Below are 22,349 nucleotides of genomic sequence, written 5' to 3'. Positions count from 1 at the left end.
CGAACATAGTTGAGCCCAGGTCAAGAAAGAAGGGGGTAGTTCGGCACATCCCGCCCCCCGATCGGAGTACGAGCCCGATCTCTCCGCTTTGCGCCCTCGTCCGTCGGCCCGGTTCCCGGCGCTGACCTGCACGCATTCGCCACATACCGCCGACGACCGGTCCGCCGGCCCGCGACCGCCTCCGGTCACACAATTCGTCGGGCCTGTGGACAAACTCCGGTCACAGGTGCGTCATGGGAGGGTGAAGGAACCTGCGCGCATTCTCGTTGTCGGCGGTGGCTACGTCGGGATGTACACCGCGCTGCGCCTTCAGCGGCAGCTGAAGCGCGGCGAGGCACAGGTCATCGTGGTCGACCCCGAGCCGTACATGACCTACCAGCCGTTCCTGCCCGAGGCGGCTGCCGGATCCATCTCACCGCGGCACGTCGTCGTACCGCTGCGCCGCGTCCTGCCCAAGTGCCAGGTCGTCATCGGCGAGGCCACCTCGATCGACCACGCCAAACGCACCGCGAGCATCAAGACCCTCGCCTCCGAGGAGGAGGGCACCGGCGCGATCGCGATCCACTACGACGAACTCGTGCTGGCTCCCGGCTCCATCTCCCGCGCCCTCCCGATCCCCGGTCTGGCCGACTACGGCATCGGCTTCAAGACCGTGGAAGAGGCCATCGGCCTGCGCAACCACGTGCTGGAGCAGCTCGACATCGCCTCCTCCACCCGCGATCCGGACGTCCGCGACGCCGCGCTCACCTTCGTCTTCGTCGGTGGCGGATACGCGGGGGTCGAAGCGCTCGCCGAGCTGGAGGACATGGCCCGCTACGCCGTGCGCTACTACCACAACATCGCGCCGGACGACCTCAAATGGATCCTCGTGGAGGCGACCGGACGCATCCTCCCCGAGGTCGGAGAGGAGATGGGCCGGTACGCGGTCCGCGAGCTGCGCGGCCGGAACATCGACGTACGCCTCGAAACCCGCCTGGAGACGTGCGAGGACCGGATCGCCGTGCTGAGCGACGGCTCCCGCTTCCCCACCCGCACCCTGGTGTGGACCGCGGGCGTCAAGCCGCACCCCGTGCTCGCCGCCACCGATCTGCCGAGGGACGGCCGCGGCCGGCTGGTCTGCACCCCCGAGCTGCGCGTCGAAGGCGTCGAGCACGCGTGGGCCGCCGGGGACGCCGCCGCCGTCCCGGACCTCACGGCGCAGGAGCCGGGCAAGGAGTGCGCCCCCAACGCGCAGCACGCGGTCCGCCAGGCCAAGGTGCTGGCCGGGAACATCCTCGCCGCGCTGCGTGAGCAGCCGCTGAGGGAGTACAAGTACAGCTACGCCGGGTCCGTCGCCTCCCTCGGCCTCCACAAGGGGGTCGCGCACGTCTACGGCCGGAAGTTCAAGGGCTATCCCGCCTGGTTCATGCACCGCGTCTACCACCTCAGCCGGGTGCCGACCTTCAACCGCAAGGCGCGGGTGCTGGCCGAGTGGACGCTCGCCGGACTCTTCAAACGTGAGATCGTCTCGCTCGGCTCCCTGGAGAACCCGCGGGCCGAGTTCGAACTCGCGGCGGGGACGGGGCGCCACCCCGAGGCGAGTTGAGCGCCCCGCCGCCCGCGGCCCGGCCGCCGGCGGCCCCCGGGGCGCCCGCTGCCGACCGGCTCCGGCAGCCCCACGACGCTCGTTTGAGTAGGTTCGGGCCGCCGCGGCGGAGCGGGGAACTCCCTCCGAGTGGCCGACGTCTGACGGATGTCAGTCCAGTCCGTCACACTGGGCGTGTGACCATGGGTGGGCTCGCATCTACGAAGAGTGACAATCCTGCTAAGAGTGACAACCGCGAGGATCCGGACGCTTGCTGTATTCCTCTGGGGCCGGCCCCCGCACCCTCAGACGTGACCGCAGCACTGCCGCCGACCGTCACCGCAGCCGCTGGCGCGGGGCGGCCACCCCGACGGGCCGCCCCGAAACGACACCGCGAGGCAAACCTCAGTGAACTTCACGCGCTGGAGCGCTCGGCTCCCCGGAACACAGCGACGCGCCGCCGCGCGGTCCGACCGCACCGCGGGCGGCTCCGTGCCGACGGCTCGGGGCGAGCGCCCCGACTCCGCGCGCCAGGCCGCGGCGGCGTCGGCGTCCGGCTCGGCGGTGGAACCGCCCGGGGTCGCTGACGGCGGCGCCCACGGGCAGCCTGCGCCGACGCTCGGAGGGACGACCGTCCACGACATCCTCGGGCAGGTCCCGGCGCTGGTGGCCGTCGTGTACGGACCGGAGCACCGCATCGCGTACGTCAACGAGGCGTACGCGGCCCTCTTCGGCGCCCGCACACCCGGCACCCCGGCCCGGCAGGCGCTCCCCGAGCTCGGCGAGCTGGGTCTCCTGCCCCTGATGGACCAGGTGCTGCGCAGCGGCAAACCGCGTACGGTCAAGTCCCGCCGGATCCCGAGCGGCGGCTTCGCCGCGGCCACGGAGGCGGCGCACCAGCAGGGCGCCCACTCCGACGGGAATCACCGTGCCCGCCCCCACGGGGAAGGGCGGGCCGCGCACCTCTCCGAGTCCCCGCGGGACACCGCGCCGACGGGCACCGCGGACGCCGGCGCGCAGGCTCCCGCCGGGCCGAACCAGGAGACCGTCTGCACCGGCGGCCGGAACCGCGACGGGTACTACACCTTCACCTGCACGCCGATCGAGGTCACGGCACCGGCGCCCGTGGCCCCGGCACCGCCGGCGCCGGCGTCCGCCGCGGACAGCGGCACCGCCACGGATTCCGGCACTGACGGCGGCCCCGGCACCGACGGCGGCACCGACGCCGAAGCCGTCGCACCGCGCGCTGTCACCCACCGGGGCGTCCTCGTCTTCGGAGCCGACGTCACCGACCAGGTCGAGGCGGCCGAGCGGCTGCGCGCCAGCGAGCGCCGCCAGCGCGACGCGGCGGTCACCCTTCAGCGCAGCCTCCTGCCCCAAGAGCTGGAGCAGCCGGACGATCTGCGGATCGCCGCGACCTACCGGCCGGGCGGGGAGGACGCCGCGGTGGGCGGCGACTGGTACGACGTGATCACCCTCGGCGCGGGCCGTACCGCCCTCGTCATCGGTGACGTCATGGGCCGCGGCGTTCGCGCGGCCGCGGTCATGGGCCAGCTGCGCACCGCCGTGCGCGCCTACGCCCGCCTCGACCTGCCCCCGCACGAGGTGCTCCAGCTCCTCGACGGCCTCGCGGCCGAGATCGACGCCAGTCAGATCGCCACGTGCGTCTACGCCGTCCACGACCCCAACGAGGGCCGCCTGGTGTACGCCTCGGCGGGCCACCTGCCCATCCTGGTCCGCGATCCTGACGGTACGGTCCGGCGGGCCGCCGAACCCACCGGGCCACCCCTGGGGACCGGTGGCTGGCTGCACACCTCCGGGTCCGTGCCGCTCGGCCCCGGTTCCAGCGCGGTCCTCTACACCGACGGCCTGGTGGAGCGGCGCGACAAGGACATCGACGACGGCGTCGCCGAACTGGAGCGGGCCTTCACCGGTGCGACCGGCACGCCCCAGGTGATGTGCGACCGCCTCATCCGCGCCCTCGGCATCACGGAGGAACACGACGACGACGTGGCCGTCCTCGTGGTGCAGCACCCGGAACGCACGGGGCACGACGCCGAGCTGTTCCACAACGCCGCGCTGGAACTCCTCGGGGGAGTCGAGGCCGCACCGCGCGCGCGTGCCTTCGCCTCCGGCGTCCTCGCCAGCTGGCGCTTCCCGACCGAGCTGCGCGACCTGGGCGTCCTGGCCGCCAGCGAACTCGTCGCCAACTCCCTCCAACACGGCACCCCGCCCATGCGGCTGCGGCTGCGGCGCACGGACCGCCGACTGATCGTCGAGGTGACGGACGGCGACGACCACCTGCCGCGCCGCCGCCGCGCCGAGCCCGCGGACGAGGCAGGCCGGGGCATCTCGATCATCGCCACCATCGCCTCGTCGTGGGGCTCGCGGCGCACGCCGGGCGGCGGCAAGGCCGTGTGGTGCGAGTTCGCCCTTCCCGCGGGCTAGCCGAAGGGGAGCCGGTCCGCTACCCCGGTGCGACGGGGAACTGCGAGCCGTCAGGCCGCAGCGGTCACCTGCTCCGCGTCGGCGGCCGTCCGCCGCGCGGGCAGCGGCGCCGGGACCGCCCGCAGCGGGTTGTCCTGGGCGGCCGTCAGATGACGGCCGAGCCGGAGGGCGAGCGCGGTGATGCCCAGCGAGCAGACGACGAGCATCACGATGTACGGCGTGTACAGACCGGCACCGGCCAGTACGCCGCCCACCGCCGGACCGACGGCGAGTGCCAGCTGCTTCACCAGGGCGAACGCCGAGTTGTACTGCCCGATACGGGAGGCCGGAGCGAGATCGGCCACCAGCGGCGCGATCGTGGGCGACAGCATCGCCTCGCCGATTCCGAACATCGCGTACGTGGAAATGATCGCGGCGGTCGCGATGGCGTGGCTGCCGTGCACCAGCCCCGAGGCTGCGGCGGCCAGCCAGGCCACCGTCCATATCAGCCCGACCAGCGCGATGACCCGGCTCCGCCGCCGCCCCTCGACCAGTTTCAGCACCACGAACTGGGCGAGGACGATGGCCATCGTGTTCGCGGCCAGCGCGATACCGAGCGTCGCCGGCGATATCCGGGCGACCTCGACAGCGAACGCGGACAGGCCGGACTCGAACTGTCCGTAGCAGGCGAAGAACATCACGAAGCCCAGCACGCACAACTGCACCATCGCCCGGTCCGCGAGCAGCGCTCGGGAACCCGACGCGGCACGTTCCCCGGTCGGCACCGCGTCCTCGACCTTCGGCGCTTTGGGCAGCCGTACGGTGGCGACCGCAGCACCCAGCACCAGGAACATCACGGACTCGATCGCGAAGAGCCGGACGAAGCTCGACGGGTGCGAGGTGTCGACCAGCAGCCCGGCGCAGAGGCCGCCTATGCCGAGCCCCAGGTTGCTGAGGAAGAACTGCATCGCGAAGGCCCGCGACCGCGTCTGCGTCGTCGAACACCAGACGATCATGGTGGCCAGCGCGGGCTGCACCACCGCTATACCAGCGCCTAGCACTCCGGCCGCCGCGATGACCAGCGGTTCGCTCTGCGCCAGCCCGAGCCCGAGGGAGCCCACGGCGGCCGCGACGGAACCCGCGAGGACGATGGGCAGCGGCCCCCGCCGGTCGATCACGCGACCGGTGAAGGGCAGCACGACGAGCGCGGCCACGGCGAGCGTCGCGAGCACCACACCCGCGGTGCCCGAACCAAGATCCCGCACCTGTGCCACATAGATGAACAGGAACGGAACCGTGAAGCCGTTGCCGAACGCGCTCAGCGCGTTGCCCAGCTGGATCCGGCGCAGCGCGGCGCCCATCGCGGTGGTCACACTCACCTACCTAGGTCGAAGCAAGCTCGAAGAAGAAGAGGACGGACAGTCGAAGTCTGAAGACTTCAACCCTAAAGTTCGAAGCTAAAGACTACATGGCGAAGGACTTCAACGCCAATGAGTTACGTGCCATACTTCGCGGCATGCCCGACACCCCCGAGCCGGCCCCCACGCCGGCCGAGCCGAGCCTTGAGGAACAGATCGCGGCCTACCAGCGCGAGTTCCAGGACCTCGACCCCCAGGTCGAACAGGTCGTCTCCGCCCTCCAGCGGCTCAACCGCCGGATGAACGTGGCGTACGGACGCCAGACCGCGACCCTCGGCATCAGCAACGCCGAGTGGGAGGTCCTCAAGGCTCTGGTCCTCGCCGGCGCCCCGTACCGCCTGGGCCCGGGCGAACTCGCCAAGCGGCTCGGGCTCACGCCGGCGGCGATGACCCACCGGATCGACCGGATGGCGAGCGACGGACTGGTCACGCGCGAGCGCGACGAGCACAACAGGGTGCGCGTCATCGTGGAGCTGACCCACGAGGGCCGGGAGAAGTGGCTCGAGGCGATGCGGATGGCGACCGTCTTCGAGGAGGAGCTCCTCCAGGACCTCTCCCCCACGGAGCGCGGGATGTTGGGCCAGGTGCTGACGCGCGTGCTGCGCCGGGTGGAGGAGACCCAGCCGGACGCCGGTGGCCGCCTCAACGACCTCGGCTGACCGAGGTTGACACGGGTCGAACGGATCCGTAGTGTTCTCCGAGTTGCCACGGAGCCGTAACGGTTCTTCGGCAGCCACTCGCGCCGCGACCGGCGGCAAACCACTACTGCACGGCCCCTGATCGGGATCAATTTCGGCATGCCGAAATTCGGACCGAATGACTTGATTATGAGTCGCCAGGAAAACCCGCTAAAGTAGTGAACACGCCGGAAGGCGCAACCCCCTCCGACGGGGAATCGGAAACGAATTCGGGCCGGGAACGGAACGAACAAGGGTCTGATAGAGTCGGAAAGGCCGGAAAGCGAAAGCAGGAAGGCCGCCCCGCTCCAAACAGGGGGCCGGAAACGAAGAGCGGAAACGCGAAACGGATCTGGTAAGGTTGGAAACGCAAGACCGAAGGGAAGCGCCCGGAGGAAGCCCGAGAGGGAAGCCGAAGGAAGCGTCCGTTCCTTGAGAACTCAACAGCGTGCCAAAAGTCAACGCCAGATATGTTGATACCCCGTCTCCGGGCCTGATGGTCTGGGACGAGGTTCCTTTGAAGAAACAAAACACAGCGAGGACGCTGTGAATCGTCGGGATTATTCCTCCCGATGGTTCCGCTCAACGCGAGTGTGCATCCCGATTACGGGAAAACATTCACGGAGAGTTTGATCCTGGCTCAGGACGAACGCTGGCGGCGTGCTTAACACATGCAAGTCGAACGATGAACCCGCTTCGGTGGGGGATTAGTGGCGAACGGGTGAGTAACACGTGGGCAATCTGCCCTGCACTCTGGGACAAGCCCTGGAAACGGGGTCTAATACCGGATACGACCACTTGAGGCATCTCATGGTGGTGGAAAGCTCCGGCGGTGCAGGATGAGCCCGCGGCCTATCAGCTTGTTGGTGGGGTGATGGCCTACCAAGGCGACGACGGGTAGCCGGCCTGAGAGGGCGACCGGCCACACTGGGACTGAGACACGGCCCAGACTCCTACGGGAGGCAGCAGTGGGGAATATTGCACAATGGGCGAAAGCCTGATGCAGCGACGCCGCGTGAGGGATGACGGCCTTCGGGTTGTAAACCTCTTTCAGCAGGGAAGAAGCGAGAGTGACGGTACCTGCAGAAGAAGCGCCGGCTAACTACGTGCCAGCAGCCGCGGTAATACGTAGGGCGCGAGCGTTGTCCGGAATTATTGGGCGTAAAGAGCTCGTAGGCGGCTTGTTGCGTCGGATGTGAAAGCCCGGGGCTTAACCCCGGGTCTGCATTCGATACGGGCAGGCTAGAGTTCGGTAGGGGAGATCGGAATTCCTGGTGTAGCGGTGAAATGCGCAGATATCAGGAGGAACACCGGTGGCGAAGGCGGATCTCTGGGCCGATACTGACGCTGAGGAGCGAAAGCGTGGGGAGCGAACAGGATTAGATACCCTGGTAGTCCACGCCGTAAACGTTGGGAACTAGGTGTGGGCGACATTCCACGTTGTCCGTGCCGCAGCTAACGCATTAAGTTCCCCGCCTGGGGAGTACGGCCGCAAGGCTAAAACTCAAAGGAATTGACGGGGGCCCGCACAAGCGGCGGAGCATGTGGCTTAATTCGACGCAACGCGAAGAACCTTACCAAGGCTTGACATACACCGGAAACGGCCAGAGATGGTCGCCCCCTTGTGGTCGGTGTACAGGTGGTGCATGGCTGTCGTCAGCTCGTGTCGTGAGATGTTGGGTTAAGTCCCGCAACGAGCGCAACCCTTGTTCTGTGTTGCCAGCATGCCTTTCGGGGTGATGGGGACTCACAGGAGACTGCCGGGGTCAACTCGGAGGAAGGTGGGGACGACGTCAAGTCATCATGCCCCTTATGTCTTGGGCTGCACACGTGCTACAATGGCCGGTACAATGAGCTGCGATACCGTGAGGTGGAGCGAATCTCAAAAAGCCGGTCTCAGTTCGGATTGGGGTCTGCAACTCGACCCCATGAAGTCGGAGTCGCTAGTAATCGCAGATCAGCATTGCTGCGGTGAATACGTTCCCGGGCCTTGTACACACCGCCCGTCACGTCACGAAAGTCGGTAACACCCGAAGCCGGTGGCCCAACCCCTTGTGGGAGGGAGTCGTCGAAGGTGGGACTGGCGATTGGGACGAAGTCGTAACAAGGTAGCCGTACCGGAAGGTGCGGCTGGATCACCTCCTTTCTAAGGAGCACATGGCCGACTGCGAGCGAATGTCTCGCACGGTTAGCTCATGGGTGGAACGTTGACTACTCGGCACACTCGGTTGTTGTGACTGTTAGTACTGCTTCGGCGTGGAACACAGGACGGAACGCTGGGGGTGTCGGGCACGCTGTTGGGTGTCTGAGGGTGCGAGCGTTGCTCGTCCCTTTGCGATGCCGGCCTCGGTGAACTCTGCACGTTGGTGTGGGGGTGACGGGGGACGGGTCGTTGCTTGAGAACTGCACAGTGGACGCGAGCATCTGTGGCCAAGTTTTTAAGGGCGCACGGTGGATGCCTTGGCACCAGGAACCGATGAAGGACGTGGGAGGCCGCGATAGGCCCCGGGGAGCTGTCAACCGAGCTTTGATCCGGGGGTGTCCGAATGGGGAAACCCGGCAGTCGTCATGGGCTGTCACCCGCTGCTGAACACATAGGCAGTGTGGAGGGAACGCGGGGAAGTGAAACATCTCAGTACCCGCAGGAAGAGAAAACAACCGTGATTCCGGGAGTAGTGGCGAGCGAAACTGGATGAGGCTAAACCGTATGTGTGTGATACCCGGCAGGGGTTGCGCATGCGGGGTCGTGGGAGTTCTCTTGATCGGTCTGCCGGCCGGTCGGCGAGTCAGAAACCGTATGGATAGGCGAAGGGCATGCGAAAGGCCCGGCGTAGAGGGTAAGACCCCCGTAGCTGAAATCTGTACGGCTCGTTTGAGAATCACCCAAGTAGCACGGGGCCCGAGAAATCCCGTGTGAATCTGGCGGGACCACCCGCTAAGCCTAAATATTCCCTGGTGACCGATAGCGGATAGTACCGTGAGGGAATGGTGAAAAGTACCGCGGGAGCGGAGTGAAATAGTACCTGAAACCGTGTGCCTACAAGCCGTGGGAGCGTCGCGCAAGGACTTGTCCTTGCGTCGTGACTGCGTGCCTTTTGAAGAATGAGCCTGCGAGTTTGCGGTGTGTTGCGAGGTTAACCCGTGTGGGGAAGCCGTAGCGAAAGCGAGTCCGAATAGGGCGGTTTAGTAGCGCGCTCAAGACCCGAAGCGGAGTGATCTAGCCATGGGCAGGTTGAAGCGGAGGTAAGACTTCGTGGAGGACCGAACCCACCAGGGTTGAAAACCTGGGGGATGACCTGTGGTTAGGGGTGAAAGGCCAATCAAACTCCGTGATAGCTGGTTCTCCCCGAAATGCATTTAGGTGCAGCGTCGTGTGTTTCTTGCCGGAGGTAGAGCACTGGATAGGCGATGGGCCCTACCGGGTTACTGACCTTAGCCAAACTCCGAATGCCGGTAAGTGAGAGCGCGGCAGTGAGACTGTGGGGGATAAGCTCCATGGTCGAGAGGGAAACAGCCCAGAGCATCGACTAAGGCCCCTAAGCGTACGCTAAGTGGGAAAGGATGTGGAGTCGCAGAGACAACCAGGAGGTTGGCTTAGAAGCAGCCACCCTTGAAAGAGTGCGTAATAGCTCACTGGTCAAGTGATTCCGCGCCGACAATGTAGCGGGGCTCAAGCGTACCGCCGAAGTCGTGTCATTGCAGTACATACCCCCAACGGGGACTGTGATGGGTAGGGGAGCGTCGTGTGCCGGGTGAAGCAGCGCCGGAAGGTAGTTGTGGACGGTTCACGAGTGAGAATGCAGGCATGAGTAGCGATACAAACGTGAGAAACGTTTGCGCCGATTGACTAAGGGTTCCTGGGTCAAGCTGATCTGCCCAGGGTAAGTCGGGACCTAAGGCGAGGCCGACAGGCGTAGTCGATGGACAACCGGTTGATATTCCGGTACCCGCTTTGAAGCGCCAAACATCGAATCAGGCGATGCTAAGTCCGTGAAGCCGCCTTTGATCTCTTCGGAGTGATGGGGAGTGGTGGAGCCGACGGACCAGACTTGTAGTAGGTGAGTGATGGGGTGACGCAGGAAGGTAGTCCAGCCCGGGCGGTGGTTGTCCCGGGGTAAGGGTGTAGCCCGAGAGATAGGCAAATCCGTCTCTCACACAGGGTGAGACCTGATGCCGAGCCGATTGTGGTGAAGTGGATGATCCTATGCTGTCGAGAAAAGCCTCTAGCGAGTTTCATGGCGGCCCGTACCCTAAACCGACTCAGGTGGTCAGGTAGAGAATACCGAGGCGTTCGGGTGAACTATGGTTAAGGAACTCGGCAAAATGCCCCCGTAACTTCGGGAGAAGGGGGGCCATTTCCGGTGATGAGTCTTGCACTCTGAGCTGGGGGTGGCCGCAGAGACCAGCGAGAAGCGACTGTTTACTAAAAACACAGGTCCGTGCGAAGCCGTAAGGCGATGTATACGGACTGACGCCTGCCCGGTGCTGGAACGTTAAGGGGACCGGTTAGCTCCATTTCGGTGGGGCGAAGCTGAGAACTTAAGCGCCAGTAAACGGCGGTGGTAACTATAACCATCCTAAGGTAGCGAAATTCCTTGTCGGGTAAGTTCCGACCTGCACGAATGGCGTAACGACTTCTCGACTGTCTCAACCATAGGCCCGGTGAAATTGCATTACGAGTAAAGATGCTCGTTTCGCGCAGCAGGACGGAAAGACCCCGGGACCTTTACTATAGCTTGATATTGGTGTTCGGTTCGGCTTGTGTAGGATAGGTGGGAGACTGTGAAGCATGCACGCCAGTGTGTGTGGAGTCGTCGTTGAAATACCACTCTGGTCGTGCTGGATGTCTAACCTGGGTCCGTGATCCGGATCAGGGACAGTGTCTGGTGGGTAGTTTAACTGGGGCGGTTGCCTCCTAAAGGGTAACGGAGGCGCCCAAAGGTTCCCTCAGCCTGGTTGGCAATCAGGTGTTGAGTGTAAGTGCACAAGGGAGCTTGACTGTGAGACCGACGGGTCGAGCAGGGACGAAAGTCGGGACTAGTGATCCGGCGGTGGCTTGTGGAAGCGCCGTCGCTCAACGGATAAAAGGTACCCCGGGGATAACAGGCTGATCTTCCCCAAGAGTCCATATCGACGGGATGGTTTGGCACCTCGATGTCGGCTCGTCGCATCCTGGGGCTGGAGTCGGTCCCAAGGGTTGGGCTGTTCGCCCATTAAAGCGGTACGCGAGCTGGGTTTAGAACGTCGTGAGACAGTTCGGTCCCTATCCGCTGTGCGCGTAGGAATATTGAGAAGGGCTGTCCCTAGTACGAGAGGACCGGGACGGACGAACCTCTGGTGTGCCAGTTGTTCTGCCAAGGGCATGGCTGGTTGGCTACGTTCGGGAGGGATAACCGCTGAAAGCATCTAAGCGGGAAGCCTGCTTCGAGATGAGTATTCCCACCTCCTTGAGAGGGTAAGGCTCCCAGTAGACGACTGGGTTGATAGGCCAGATATGGAAGCCGGGTAACCGGTGGAGTTGACTGGTACTAATAGGCCGAGGGCTTGTCCTCAGTTGCTCGCGTCCACTGTGTTGGTTCTGAAGTTGCGAACCGTTTTGAGCCCCTGTGTGGGTTCCGGTTGTGTCATCTTCATAGTGTTTCGGTGGTTATTGCGTTAGGGAAACGCCCGGTTACATTCCGAACCCGGAAGCTAAGCCTTTCAGCGCCGATGGTACTGCAGGGGGGACCCTGTGGGAGAGTAGGACGCCGCCGAACAAATTGTGAGAAACGCCGTGTCTCTCTGAGGAAACTCAGAGAGACACGGCGTTTTTTTGCGTATCCTCAGCTGATGGGTTACCAGATACGGACCGTCAAGGCCGATGAGTGGCAGCAGGCCAAGGAGTTGCGGCTCGCCGCGCTCGCCGACCCCATCGCCCGTATCGCGTTCCACGAGACGCGGCTCAACGCCTCCCGCTATGCCGACGACGTATGGCGGGACCGGGCCGAGCGCAGTGCGGCCGGGACGGATACGACGACGTACATCGGCGAGACCGAAGAGGGCGTCTGGGCCGGGATGGTCGTCGTCCTGGTCGAGCCGAGCGGACAGGGCGAGCCCGAAGGCGCGGACAGGGGGCTGGACACCGCCCACCTCGTCGCCGTCTATGTGCGACCCGAGCACAGGGGCACAGGTCTCGCCCGTCAGCTCTTCGACGCCGCCATCCGATGGAGCTGGGACCTGGAGGCGCCCCGCATCGAACGCGTGCGTCTTTGGGTGCACGAGGACAACGTCCGCGCCGAAGGCTTCTACCGCAAGCTCGGCTTCGTACGGACCGGTGTCTCGGCGACCGCTCCCAAGGATCCGTCCAGGACCGAGTTCGAGTTGGCGCTGCGGCGGCCGGACGGTGGCGGCGCGCGGTAGCCGGGGCTCGCGGTGGCCCCGGGGCTAGCGGACGAGCGCGCGGTGCGGCCAGCGGGCGCGGGCCTGCTCCTGAGAACGCATCAGGGCCAGCGTCAGCAGCCCCTGGGCCGCGCCCTGCGCGATCAGGTCGGGAAGGGCCGGGATCGGGGCGACCGCGGCGACATCGTCGAGGACCAGGGTGACTGGTGGGTCGAGCCGACCGGAGGATGACCGTTCGGCCATGCGCCGGCCGTGCTCGACCACGCTTGATGCGAGTGCGGTGAGCAAGGGCATCGCACCCGGGTGGGCCCGCGGATCCTCGATGGATTCGCCCACAAGGTAAAGCGTTCCCCCTTCGGCGATGAATGACTCCAGCGCGAGCGCATCGGCCCGCCCGGGGTTGCACGCGTCCCTGATGTGGATCGAGGACAGCGCAGAGAGGGCACGCGCCGTCAGCTCACGGGCCAGGTCGCGGCGTTCGGGATGCGCGGTGAGCGTGGCCTCCAGCTCGCCCGCAACGCCGCCGAGCGCCTTCGGGTGGGTACGGAGGATACGGACCGGCTCGTGGGCCGAGCCGCCCTGCGCCCACCGGTGCACCTGCCGGAACGGCCGGCCGTCGACGGCCGCGGCGTGCAGCCAGCAGCGCATCAGCGTCTCGGCCGCCTCGGCGGTCGGCCGGTCGAGCGCGTGCGCGGGTCGCACCGGCGCGAGCAGAGCGGCGGCCCGCGCCGCCGCCACGTCCCGCACCTCGCACCCGGTCGCGGGATTCCAGCGCAGCCGGGCCGGGGTGTCGAGAAGGTGGGCGGGGTCGAAGACGTGCACGGCGCCGAGCTTGGCCCGCGCGTCCTTCGTGGCGGACCACACCTCCGGGGCGCTGGTCACGACCAGGACCGGCCCCTCGGCGTCCAGCACGGTGCGGACGGCCGCGTCGCCGCGCTGGGCGCCGTAGAGCACGCGCGGCAGGGGCGGTTCGGGCGACGGGAACGACGCGGCGCGTGCCGCCGCGTCGGGCGTCCCCGGTGCCATGGACGGCGTGGGCGCCTCCATCGGCGGCGCGACGGAGGTACCTGCCGCGTGCGGAGGCTGCTGCCCGGCCGCTTGAGGCGCGGCGGGCGCCTGGGCCATCATCGGCTCCGCCTGGCCGCCGTACGCGGCTGATGGCCCGTACGAGGCCGCAGGAGAGCCGTTCGCGGGCTGTGGGGGTACACCGGCGGCCGGGGCCGCCGGGACCGGGCCTGGGGGCGGCGCGGCCCCATTGGCCATCCCCCGACCGGGCGTTGGCCCTGTGCCGTGGCGGGTGTCCGCGAGGCCGCCTGTGGCGTCCTCGTCGTCCGCGGCGGTGGTCTCGTACCGGCCCGGGGTCCTGTCGTACCGGCCGGAGGGCTTCTCGTACCCGGTCACGCCGCCGTCCGGAGCACCGGTCACGGCCGCGTCCTTGGCCGCCGCCCGGCGGTCGACGGCCTCCTCGCGGCGGCGGGCCCGCACGATCCGGTAGCGGGCCGTCGTACCGATCGCGAAGACCGTCAGGACGAAGAGGACCATCAACTGGCCGATGAAGAGGCCCCAGAACAGCCCGTACCCGGAGAGCTGGTCCGCCGGTGTCTCCGGCCAGGCCGCGGCCAGGTCGTGGGGCTCGGAGATGAGGCTGCGCAGCGCTATCGGTGTACGGAGGAAGGTCACGTTGTCCGGCCAGGCGCCCTTGGCGAGCAGCCCTGCCAGGCCGGCCGCCGACCACATCAGCAGCGTCACCCCGACCAGGAAGCCGATGACGCCGACGAGCAGGCTGTCCGGGATGCCGCGTTCCGGCGAGCCCTCGGGGCCCCGCGCGCTGCCGCCGCCGCCTCCGCTGCCTCGTCCGGGCCGTCCGGTGCCTCCGCTCCCCCCTCGTCGAGGATCTCCTGTCATGTCACGCCACCGTCGACCCGTACGACGACCCTCCGTAGGAGGGGCCGCCGTACGCCGCTTCCGCCTCTTCGGCGAGGTGCTGCTCCACCACGGCGGCGGCCCGTTCCTCGGCCTCGGCCTCCGCTCGGGCGGCGAGTTCCAGCGCGAGCCCGTCCTCGGTCATGGCCCGGTCGGTGTAGACCAGCGGGCGCTCGGCTTCGGTGATCAGGTGCTTGACCACCTGGACGTTGCCGTTGACGTCCCAGACGGCGATGCCGGGGGTCAGGGTGGGGATGATCTCGACGGCCCAGCGGGGCAGGCCGAGCACCCGGCCGGTGGCGCGTGCCTCGTCGGCCTTCTGCGCGTAGATGGTCCGGGTCGATGCCATCTTGAGGATGGCGGCGGCCTCCTTCGCCGCCGCGCCGTCGACCACGTCCGACAGGTGGTGGACGACGGCGACGAAGGACAGTCCCAGTCGGCGGCCGAACTTCAGCAGTCGCTGGAAGAGCTGGGCGACGAAGGGGCTGTTGATGATGTGCCAGGCCTCTTCGACCAGGAAGATGCGCTTCTTGCGGTCGGGCCGGATCCAGGTGTGCTCCAGCCAGACGCCGACGATCGCCATGAGGATCGGCATGGCGATGGAGTTGCGGTCGATGTGCGACAGGTCGAAGACGATCAGGGGCGCGTCGAGGTCGATGCCGACGGTCGTCGGGCCGTCGAACATGCCGCGCAGGTCACCGTCGACCAGCCGGTCCAGAACCAGGGCGACGTCCAGTCCCCAGGCCCGTACGTCGTCCAGGTCGACGTTCATCGACTCCGCGGACTCCGGCTTGGGGTGGCGCAGCTGCTCGACGATGTCCGTGAGCACCGGCTGCCGGTCGGTCTCGCTCTTCTCCGCGGAGCCGAACTGGTTCAGCGCGGCGGCGTGCGCGACCTTGAGCGCGAAGCCGGAGCGTTCGTCGAGGCCGTGCCCCAGGGCGACTTCGATGATGGTGCGCAGGAGGGCGAGCTGGCCGGTGGTGGTGATCGTCGGGTCGAGCGGGTTGAGGCGGATCCCGCCGTCGAGCGCGGCCATCGGGTCCAGGCGGATGGGCGTGATGCCCAGCTCCTGGGCGATGAGGTTCCATTCGCCCACGCCGTCCTCGCCCTGGGCGTCGAGGACGACGACCTGGCGGTCGCGGAAGCGCAGCTGGCGCAGGACGTACGTCTTCTCCAGGGCCGATTTGCCGTTTCCGGACTCGCCGAGCACCAGCCAGTGGGGGGCGGGCAGTTGCTGACCGTAGAGTTGGAACGGGTCGTAGATGTAGCCCTTCCCCGAATACACCTCCCGGCCGATGATCACGCCGGAGTCGCCGAGTCCGGGGGCGGCGGTGGGCAGGTAGACGGCCTGCGCCTGCCCCGTGGAGGTACGGACCGGCAGCCGGGTCGTCTCCACCTTCCCGAAGACAAAACTGGTGAAGGCGTCGGTGATGGCGCCCATCGGATCGACCACGGCCAAGCCCCTCTCGTCCCTATGTCCTTGTCCGGTCCTGGCGGCGCTAGCGGCGGATGCCGGTCGCGAACGGCAAGGTGTTCACAAAGGCCCGGTGGTGTTCGCGGTCGCACCACTCCAGTTTCAGGTAGCTCTTGCCGGCGGAGGCGCGGATGGTGCGCTTGTCGCGGGCGAGTGCCTCGGGGGAGCGGGAGGAGACGGTGATGTAGCCGACGAGGTTGACGCCCGCGGCGCCGCTGGCCAGGTCCTCGCCGCGCTGGTCCAGCCGGCCGTGCGCGGCGATGTCGCGCGGGTCGACGGTGCGGTTCATCTTGGCGGCGCGGCTGGCTTCGGCCTCGTCGTTGGTCTTCTCGGTCAGCATCCGTTCGATGGCGACCTCGGTCGGCTCCAGGTCCATGCAGACCGCGACCGTACGGATCACATCCGGGGTGTGGACGAGCAGGGGGGCCAGGAAGTTGACGCCGACGGGCGTCATGGGCCACTCCTTCACCCACGCGGTGGCGTGGCACCAGGGCTCGCGGGTGGTGGACTCGCGGGTCTTGGCCTGGAGGTAGGTGGGTTCCATCGCGTCCAGCTCGGCGGGCCAGGCGTTGCGCTGGGTCATGGCCTGGATGTGGTCGATGGGGTGGTCCGGGTCGTACATGGAGTGGATGAGGGACGACAGGCGGCCCTGGCCGAGGGGCTGCCGTACGCGGATGTCGGCCTCGGCGAGGCGGGCGCAGATGTCGGTCAGCTCGCGTGCCATGACGACGGCGAGGCCCGCGTCCTTGTCGATCTTGCGGCCACCGGTGCTCTGCCGGGTGGCGCGGGCGATGACCTGGGCCTCGGTGGCGAGGTCGCGTGTGTAGTGCATGCAGGCCACGAGGTAGGCGCGGTGCTGTTCGGAGGAGGTGGACACCATGGACTGGAGCTGGTCGTAGGAGTCCTTCAGCCAGTCGGGGGCCTCGCGGTCGCCGCGCCGTTCGACGTCCTTGGCGTGCGCGTCGGGGTCGGCGGGGAGGGTACGGGCCAGCATCTGCAGTCGGGTCACGAACCCGTCGCCGTTGGCCACGTGCTTGAGGAGGGTGCCGAACCGGTCGACGAGGGCCTCCTGGTCCTCGGAGTCGCGCAGGCCGACGCCGGGGCCCTCGATCTCGATGGCGGCGGTGACGGTGCGGCGGTCGGCGTGCAGCAGGACGGCGATCTCGTCGGGGCCGAAGGGCGCGGCGAGCCAGCTGATGCGGCCGATGCCGGGGGGCGGGCCGATCTCGATCTCGCGGCCGTCGATCCGCGTGCCGGCCTCGGCGGCGGCGGAACGGTAGGCGGCGCCGCCCTTGCGGGTGATGCGCTTGTACGAGCGGTTGATCTCGAACCACTTGTAGAAGGTGCGGCCGTTGTACGGGACGTAGACCGCGGCCAGGGCGAGCGTGGGGAAGCCGACGAGGGTGACGATGCGGAGCGCCAGCACGGGCACCAGCAGGCCGCACATCATGCCGACGAAGGCGCCCCCGATGATCAGCGCGATCTCGCCGGTTTCGCGGTTCTTGCCGACGATCGCGGTGGGGCGGGCGCGGCCGATCAGATATGTGCGGCGGGGCGCGATGGGGTGGGACTGGGCCTCAATCGTCAACGCCGGTCACCTCCCGGATTGGTGCTGGTGCTGGAGCGGTTGCTCGGGTTGCGGGGCGCGGGGGTGGCGGGCTTGGCGCTGCCGCCGCCGCCCGAGCCGCCTGGGGCGGCGGGCGCGTTACGTGTGCTGTGGGCGGCCACACCGCCGGAGACGGGGTTGGCGGGCTTGGGCGCGCCGCCGGCGGCGCCTGCGCCGCCTCCGCCCTCGCCGCCGGTGCCGCGGGCGCTGTGGGTGTTGATGCCCTGCTTCACGAGGGAGGCGGGCGAGCGGATGATGGCGGCGGCCTGGCGGGAGGCCGGGTCGGAACTGGCGCTGCGGGACTGGATGATCTCGTCGCCGAAGCCGGGCACGAAGCGGTAGATCATCGCGCTGGCGAAGATGGCGAGGATGATGATCGACAGGCCGGAGACGACGGCGGAGAAGGCGTCGGGCTCGTCGCCGTTGGAGGACAGCGCTCCGGCGAGGGCGAGCACGATGACGATGACCGGCTTGATGAGGATGATGGCGACCATCAGCCCCACCCAGCGGCGCACGTGGCGCCACATGTTCTTGTCGACCAGGCCGGCGTAGACGGCGGTGCCGAGGAGGGCGCCGACGTAGAGCAGGGCGGCGCGGATGGCGAGCTCCAGGCACAGGACGCCGGCGGCCAGGATGGTCACGAGGGAGACGACGATCAGCATGATGGGGCCGCCGCCGATGTCGTCGTCCTGCTTGAGGGCCTTCGAGAAGGAGTTGAAGAAGGCGGCGTTGTCGGCGCCGGTGCCGGAGGCGATGACGTCGCTGACGGCGTCGGTGGCGGAGACGACGGTGTAGAGCACCAGGGGGGTGAAGGCGGAGGCGAGGACGGTCAGCCAGAGGAAGCCGATGGCTTCGGTGAAGGCTTGGACGAAGGGGACGCCGCGGATGGCTCGCTTGGCGACGGCGAGGAGCCAGAGGATGAGGGTGAGGATGGTGGAGGCGGCGAAGACGACGGCGTACTGGCGGAGGAAGGACTCGTTGGTGAAGTCGACGTTGGAGGTCTCTTTGACGAGCTTGGAGACTTTGCCTACTAGCCAGGCGGCGGCTTCGGCGCAGTTGTGGGCTAGGGAGGCGGCGGGGTCTAGGGGGGCGGAGGGGTCGGGTGTGCCACCAGGGGAACTGTCGCCCTCGCACAGGTCCTTGTATCGGCCTTCGAGGCCCTCGCATTTGTCTTCGCTGGGCGAACGAGTCGGTGTTGGGTCAGCCATGGCGTGCGGTGCCAGCAGGACGATTGTGCCTTGAGCGAGCACGACCGCCCCTGACAGCCAGAGGGCACGGCGGCGATTAGCGAGCATAGGTGAACCCTCCGAACCCTTGGACAGCGTCGCTGATTTCCTTAGCCGAAGACGCGGCCTGGTCACGGCCGACGGGTGCCGGGCCATTCTTCTGCGCGTGCTTGACGACCTTCCAGTCGCCCCTGACCCACTTCAGATCGAATGTGTCTGTGTACCACGCCTCTGTGACCGGATTCTTCGAGCCCTCCCCGGCGAGCCCAAAAAGGACTGAGCTCCAGACGGCGACTTGAGCCGTGCCGTTCTCGTACTTCTCCACCTTCGTGCCCACAGGGTTTGCCCGGGATACGAAGGTCATGCCGTCCGGAGCATTGCCCTTGGCATCGAGGCCGGCGTTTGCGAGAACCTTCTCGCTGGTGAAGGCGTTGTCCAGCTCGGCCTGTCGGCCAGGCGCGCTTTCCGGCGCGTAAATGGCGTTCACGATCGCATGGCGGCGATCGGCTTTGAACATGCCGTCGGACCCCAGCGCCACCGCGTAATTCGCCGCCGCGCTCTGCGCCCCCTGTTCCGTCCTCGGGAAGCCCGAGGCGATCCCCGTGACCTCGTTCTTCCCGTTCACCGGGCGTTCGCCCGTCGGGGCTGTGGCTTCTGCCTTGGGGCCGTTCCCGTTGCCATCGCCGTTACTGCCGGAGGAAGAGCTGGTGGAGGTGTCGTCGGAGTCGTCGTTGCCGCCGCGGTTGGCGAAGGCGATGGCCGCGATGAGGATGACGACGACGCTCACCACGGTGATGAGGTTGCGGCTTGGCTTGGTGCGGGTGGGGCGGCGGGGGGAGCCGTAGCCGTCTCCGTCGCCTTCCGGGAGATGGGTACGGGTCAGATGGGCGTCGCCGCCGCCTCTGCCCGTACCGCCCGTGCGGGCCGGGTCCTGACCGCCGTAGCCGTCCCCGTATCCGTCGTCGCCGCCGAGACTCATCGCCTGCACGCCCCTTCAGCTGTGTCGTACACCGGTGTAGCTCTCATGCCGCCCACATATGACGGTAGCGGCGCGGGCCGCGGAACGGGGGCGGCAGGGTGATTGCACATCAGGCTGACACAACCTCAGCAAGTGGACTGAGCGGATGGGAGGGAGGAGGCGGGCGGGGGAGTAGAGGAGAGGGAGTGGTACGTGGGGCGTGGGGTGAGTGCGGGCCCGGGCCCCGGTCGTCGCGGTTGCCCCGGATGGTGTCCTGGGCATTGCTGGCGTCCAGGCGTTCCGGTTCGTGTGGCCTCGCCGGGTACGTGGGCGTTCTGGTCCGCGCGGTCGTCCTGGGTGTTCCCGACCTGTGGCCCCGGTGGCGTGGGGTTCCGGTCCGCGTAGGCGTCCCGGTGGCCCCCGCGTTGGCGGTGCGTTCAGGTGCATCCAGGTGCGTCCGCGTGATGCCGGTTCCCGGCGTACGGGGGGCGCACGCCCCCGCGGCGCCCGGCGGCGGTTCGCGCCCCGGCCACCCGGGGTCGGCCTGCCAGGTCCGGCTCCAGGCGGTGTTCGCCCGGGGCCGGGGCGCCCGGCTAGATGGCCATCCCGTACACGATCGTGAACAGCGTGCCCAGTGAGCCGATGATGAACACGCCGGTCAGGCCCGCCACGATCAACCCCTTGCCCTGCTCGGCGCTGAACGTGTCGCGCAGAGCGGTCGCGCCGATGCGCTGTTTGGCCGCGCCCCAGATCGCGATGCCGAGGCAGAGGAGGATGGACACGGCCATCACGACCTCGACCATCACCCTGGCCTCCTGGCCCAGGCTGCCGAACGGCCCCCAGTTTGGGGCGATTCCGCCGATGATGAGGTTGATGTCGCCCTTGTCGCCGGCTGCCAGAAACATTGTGAACTCACCGCCCCTTATGGATGGTTGTGTGCGTCTGCCGCGCGGCACACGTCGGCTTCTATCTTCGCCGACGAAGCCGCCCCCGCACGCCGCCACGGCCGCATTTCTTGCTGGATCTCGTACGTGTTGTAGGCCACGTGCGCCGCGCGGGCCGCCGCGCGAGCGAACGTACGACCTATCGTCACTCTGTGTATCATCAGTTGTGACGTTGGGCAACGGTTCGCGGTTCCTGGGGACGGCCGCTGTGCGCGACGTTCCTCAGCTTCCCCCGTGCTCCGTCCCGTGCTCCGTCCCCCGCGGCGGCTCCTCCGCGAAGTCGTCGAACTCCCCTGCCTTGACGCCCTTGAGGAACGCCTCCCACTTGGCCTGGGTCGTGACGACGATGTTGTCCGGGTCGCGGCTCTCCCGCATGTAGACGCGGCCGTCCGGGCCGGCGGCCACCTCCAGGTACGGCTCGTCCGGGTCGTCCCCTTCCAGGGGGTCGGGCCGCTGCCAGTTGAGCTCCATCGGTCTCGCTCCTCAGTGCTGGTGCTGGTGCTGGTGTCGCTGCCGGTGTCGGTCGGCCGTCAGCGGGGCGGACTCTACGCGGGCTCCGGGCTCAGGACCGTCGGCCCGGTCCACGGCGGCGGCCAATTCGCGCCGCACCCCGCAAAAGTGCGTTCGTACACTCCCCAAATGGGGGAGGATGAACGGGTGCGTAAGGTCTGGCTGAGCGTCAGTGTCGGTGTCGTGCTGTGCCTTTCATTCGTGGCGCTGCTCGTCCTCGGCACCTACATGGTGGCCGGAAACCTGGCGTCCGGTGCCGGCAGGACCGTCGGGCTCGCCCAGGGTGCCGTGCCCGCCGCCTATCAGGGCCTCGTGCAGCGCTGGGGCAACCTCTGCCCCGCCATCAACCCCGCCCTGCTCGCCGCCCAGCTCTACCAGGAGAGCGGCTGGAACCCCAAGGCGCAGAGTCCCGCCAACGCCCGGGGGATAGCGCAGTTCATCCCCGGCACATGGGCTACCCACGGCGTGGACGGGGACAAGGACGGCGACCGGGACATCTGGGATCCCGAGGACGCGATCCCCTCCGCGGCCGCCTACGACTGCTCACTCGCCCGGTACGTCAAGGACGTTCCCGGCAATGCCACGCACAACATGCTGGCGTCGTACAACGCGGGCGCGTACGCGGTGATCAAGTACCGCGGCGTGCCGCCGTATCGCGAGACGCAGAACTACGTGAAGCGGATCACCACGCTCGCCAAGAGCTTCGAGGCGCCGGTCCAACCCGTGGCGTCGTCTCAGCAGGCGGCCGGGGCGATCTACTTCGCGCAGGACAAGCTCGGCACGCCCTACTTGTGGGGCGGCAACGGCACCCCGGAGCAGAACGGGCGGTTCGACTGCTCGGGGCTGACCAAGGCGGCGTACCACTCGGTGGGCATCGAGCTGCCGCGGGTGGCCAACGACCAGTGGAACGCCGGGCCGCACCCGAAGCGGAGTGAACTGCTCCCCGGCGACCTGGTGTTCTTCGCCTACGATCTCGGCGACCCCCGCTCCATCCACCATGTGGGTATCTACGTCGGCGGCGGATACATGATCAACGCGCCCTACACCGGCGCGGTGATCCGTTTCGACAAGATCGACACGCCTGACTACATCGGCGCGACGCGGGTGACGCAGGATGGCGCGAATGCGGCGCGCCGCGCGAACTCTGTGTAAGGCATCGGGCCTGAGCTGCGACGATGGGTCACCCTTCGATAACGTCCCGGTGATCTTTGGGTTGAGCGTGGAACGCACAGCGTGATCAGGGC

Annotated in this window: 13 protein-coding genes and 3 rRNA genes; 8 read left to right on the top strand and 8 right to left on the bottom strand. The window is 67.6% G+C overall.

Going from position 1 to position 22,349, the window contains the following annotated elements; translation table 11 throughout:
• The first annotated feature begins 289 nt into the window (after positions 1–289).
• Complete coding sequence (locus tag Q3Y56_RS15850) at positions 290–1,585, top strand: NAD(P)/FAD-dependent oxidoreductase (protein WP_304465636.1); 1,296 nt, start codon at positions 290–292, stop codon at positions 1,583–1,585.
• Positions 1,586–1,972: 387 nt separating this feature from the next.
• Entirely contained in the window at positions 1,973–4,012 is a 2,040-nt protein-coding gene (locus Q3Y56_RS15845) for an ATP-binding SpoIIE family protein phosphatase (protein WP_304462574.1), read from the top strand.
• 50 nt (positions 4,013–4,062) lie between these two features.
• On the opposite strand, the gene Q3Y56_RS15840 is transcribed toward Q3Y56_RS15845, so the two are convergent.
• Complete coding sequence (locus Q3Y56_RS15840; RefSeq protein WP_304465635.1) at positions 4,063–5,364, bottom strand: MFS transporter; 1,302 nt, start codon at positions 5,362–5,364, stop codon at positions 4,063–4,065.
• A gap of 143 nt (positions 5,365–5,507) precedes the next feature.
• Here Q3Y56_RS15840 and Q3Y56_RS15835 point away from each other — a divergent pair, with 143 nt between their 5' ends.
• The 5 genes from Q3Y56_RS15835 to Q3Y56_RS15815 all read left to right on the top strand — a co-directional run bounded on the left by Q3Y56_RS15835 (position 5,508) and on the right by Q3Y56_RS15815 (position 12,485).
• Positions 5,508–6,068 carry a MarR family winged helix-turn-helix transcriptional regulator gene (locus Q3Y56_RS15835; RefSeq protein WP_304462573.1) on the top strand — a complete coding sequence of 187 codons (561 nt, stop codon included), beginning with the start codon at positions 5,508–5,510 and terminating at the stop codon, positions 6,066–6,068.
• Between the two features lie 635 nt (positions 6,069–6,703).
• Positions 6,704–8,232: ribosomal RNA gene (locus Q3Y56_RS15830) — 16S ribosomal RNA — on the top strand.
• Between the two features lie 282 nt (positions 8,233–8,514).
• A 23S ribosomal RNA gene (locus tag Q3Y56_RS15825) occupies positions 8,515–11,638 on the top strand.
• Positions 11,639–11,725: 87 nt separating this feature from the next.
• Positions 11,726–11,842: ribosomal RNA gene (gene rrf / locus Q3Y56_RS15820) — 5S ribosomal RNA — on the top strand.
• Together the 16S, 23S and 5S rRNA genes form the textbook arrangement of a ribosomal RNA operon.
• A gap of 73 nt (positions 11,843–11,915) precedes the next feature.
• Positions 11,916–12,485 carry a GNAT family N-acetyltransferase gene (locus Q3Y56_RS15815; protein WP_304462572.1) on the top strand — a complete coding sequence of 190 codons (570 nt, stop codon included), beginning with the start codon at positions 11,916–11,918 and terminating at the stop codon, positions 12,483–12,485.
• Positions 12,486–12,509: 24 nt separating this feature from the next.
• Here Q3Y56_RS15815 and Q3Y56_RS15810 read toward each other — a convergent pair whose 3' ends face one another.
• From Q3Y56_RS15810 to Q3Y56_RS15780, 7 genes are all read right to left on the bottom strand, one after another.
• Entirely contained in the window at positions 12,510–14,369 is a 1,860-nt protein-coding gene (locus Q3Y56_RS15810) for a type IV secretory system conjugative DNA transfer family protein (RefSeq protein ID WP_304462571.1), read from the bottom strand.
• 1 nt (position 14,370) lies between these two features.
• A complete protein-coding gene (locus tag Q3Y56_RS15805; RefSeq protein ID WP_304462570.1) occupies positions 14,371–15,840 on the bottom strand; it encodes an ATP-binding protein in 1,470 nt (489 codons plus the stop codon).
• A 46-nt stretch (positions 15,841–15,886) separates the two neighbouring features.
• Entirely contained in the window at positions 15,887–17,443 is a 1,557-nt protein-coding gene (locus Q3Y56_RS15800) for an SCO6880 family protein (protein ID WP_304465634.1), read from the bottom strand.
• 2 nt (positions 17,444–17,445) lie between these two features.
• A complete protein-coding gene (locus Q3Y56_RS15795) occupies positions 17,446–18,762 on the bottom strand; it encodes a hypothetical protein (RefSeq protein WP_304462569.1) in 1,317 nt (438 codons plus the stop codon).
• Entirely contained in the window at positions 18,752–19,672 is a 921-nt protein-coding gene (locus Q3Y56_RS15790; protein WP_304462568.1) for a hypothetical protein, read from the bottom strand. The genes Q3Y56_RS15795 and Q3Y56_RS15790 overlap by 11 nt, the downstream gene beginning before the upstream one ends.
• Positions 19,673–20,244: 572 nt before the next feature.
• A complete protein-coding gene (locus Q3Y56_RS15785; RefSeq protein ID WP_304462567.1) occupies positions 20,245–20,556 on the bottom strand; it encodes a hypothetical protein in 312 nt (103 codons plus the stop codon).
• 261 nt (positions 20,557–20,817) lie between these two features.
• A complete protein-coding gene (locus Q3Y56_RS15780) occupies positions 20,818–21,066 on the bottom strand; it encodes a DUF397 domain-containing protein (RefSeq protein WP_304462566.1) in 249 nt (82 codons plus the stop codon).
• A 168-nt stretch (positions 21,067–21,234) separates the two neighbouring features.
• On the opposite strand from Q3Y56_RS15780, the gene Q3Y56_RS15775 reads away from it, so the two are divergent.
• Entirely contained in the window at positions 21,235–22,257 is a 1,023-nt protein-coding gene (locus Q3Y56_RS15775) for a bifunctional lytic transglycosylase/C40 family peptidase (protein WP_304465633.1), read from the top strand.
• The last annotated feature ends 92 nt before the right edge of the window (positions 22,258–22,349 follow it).

The sequence above is a fragment of the Streptomyces sp. XD-27 genome (assembly GCF_030553055.1).
Taxonomy (GTDB): Bacteria; Actinomycetota; Actinomycetes; order Streptomycetales; family Streptomycetaceae; genus Streptomyces.
Note: the sequence above shows the minus strand (reverse complement) of the source record. Positions and strands in the feature narration are given on the sequence as shown.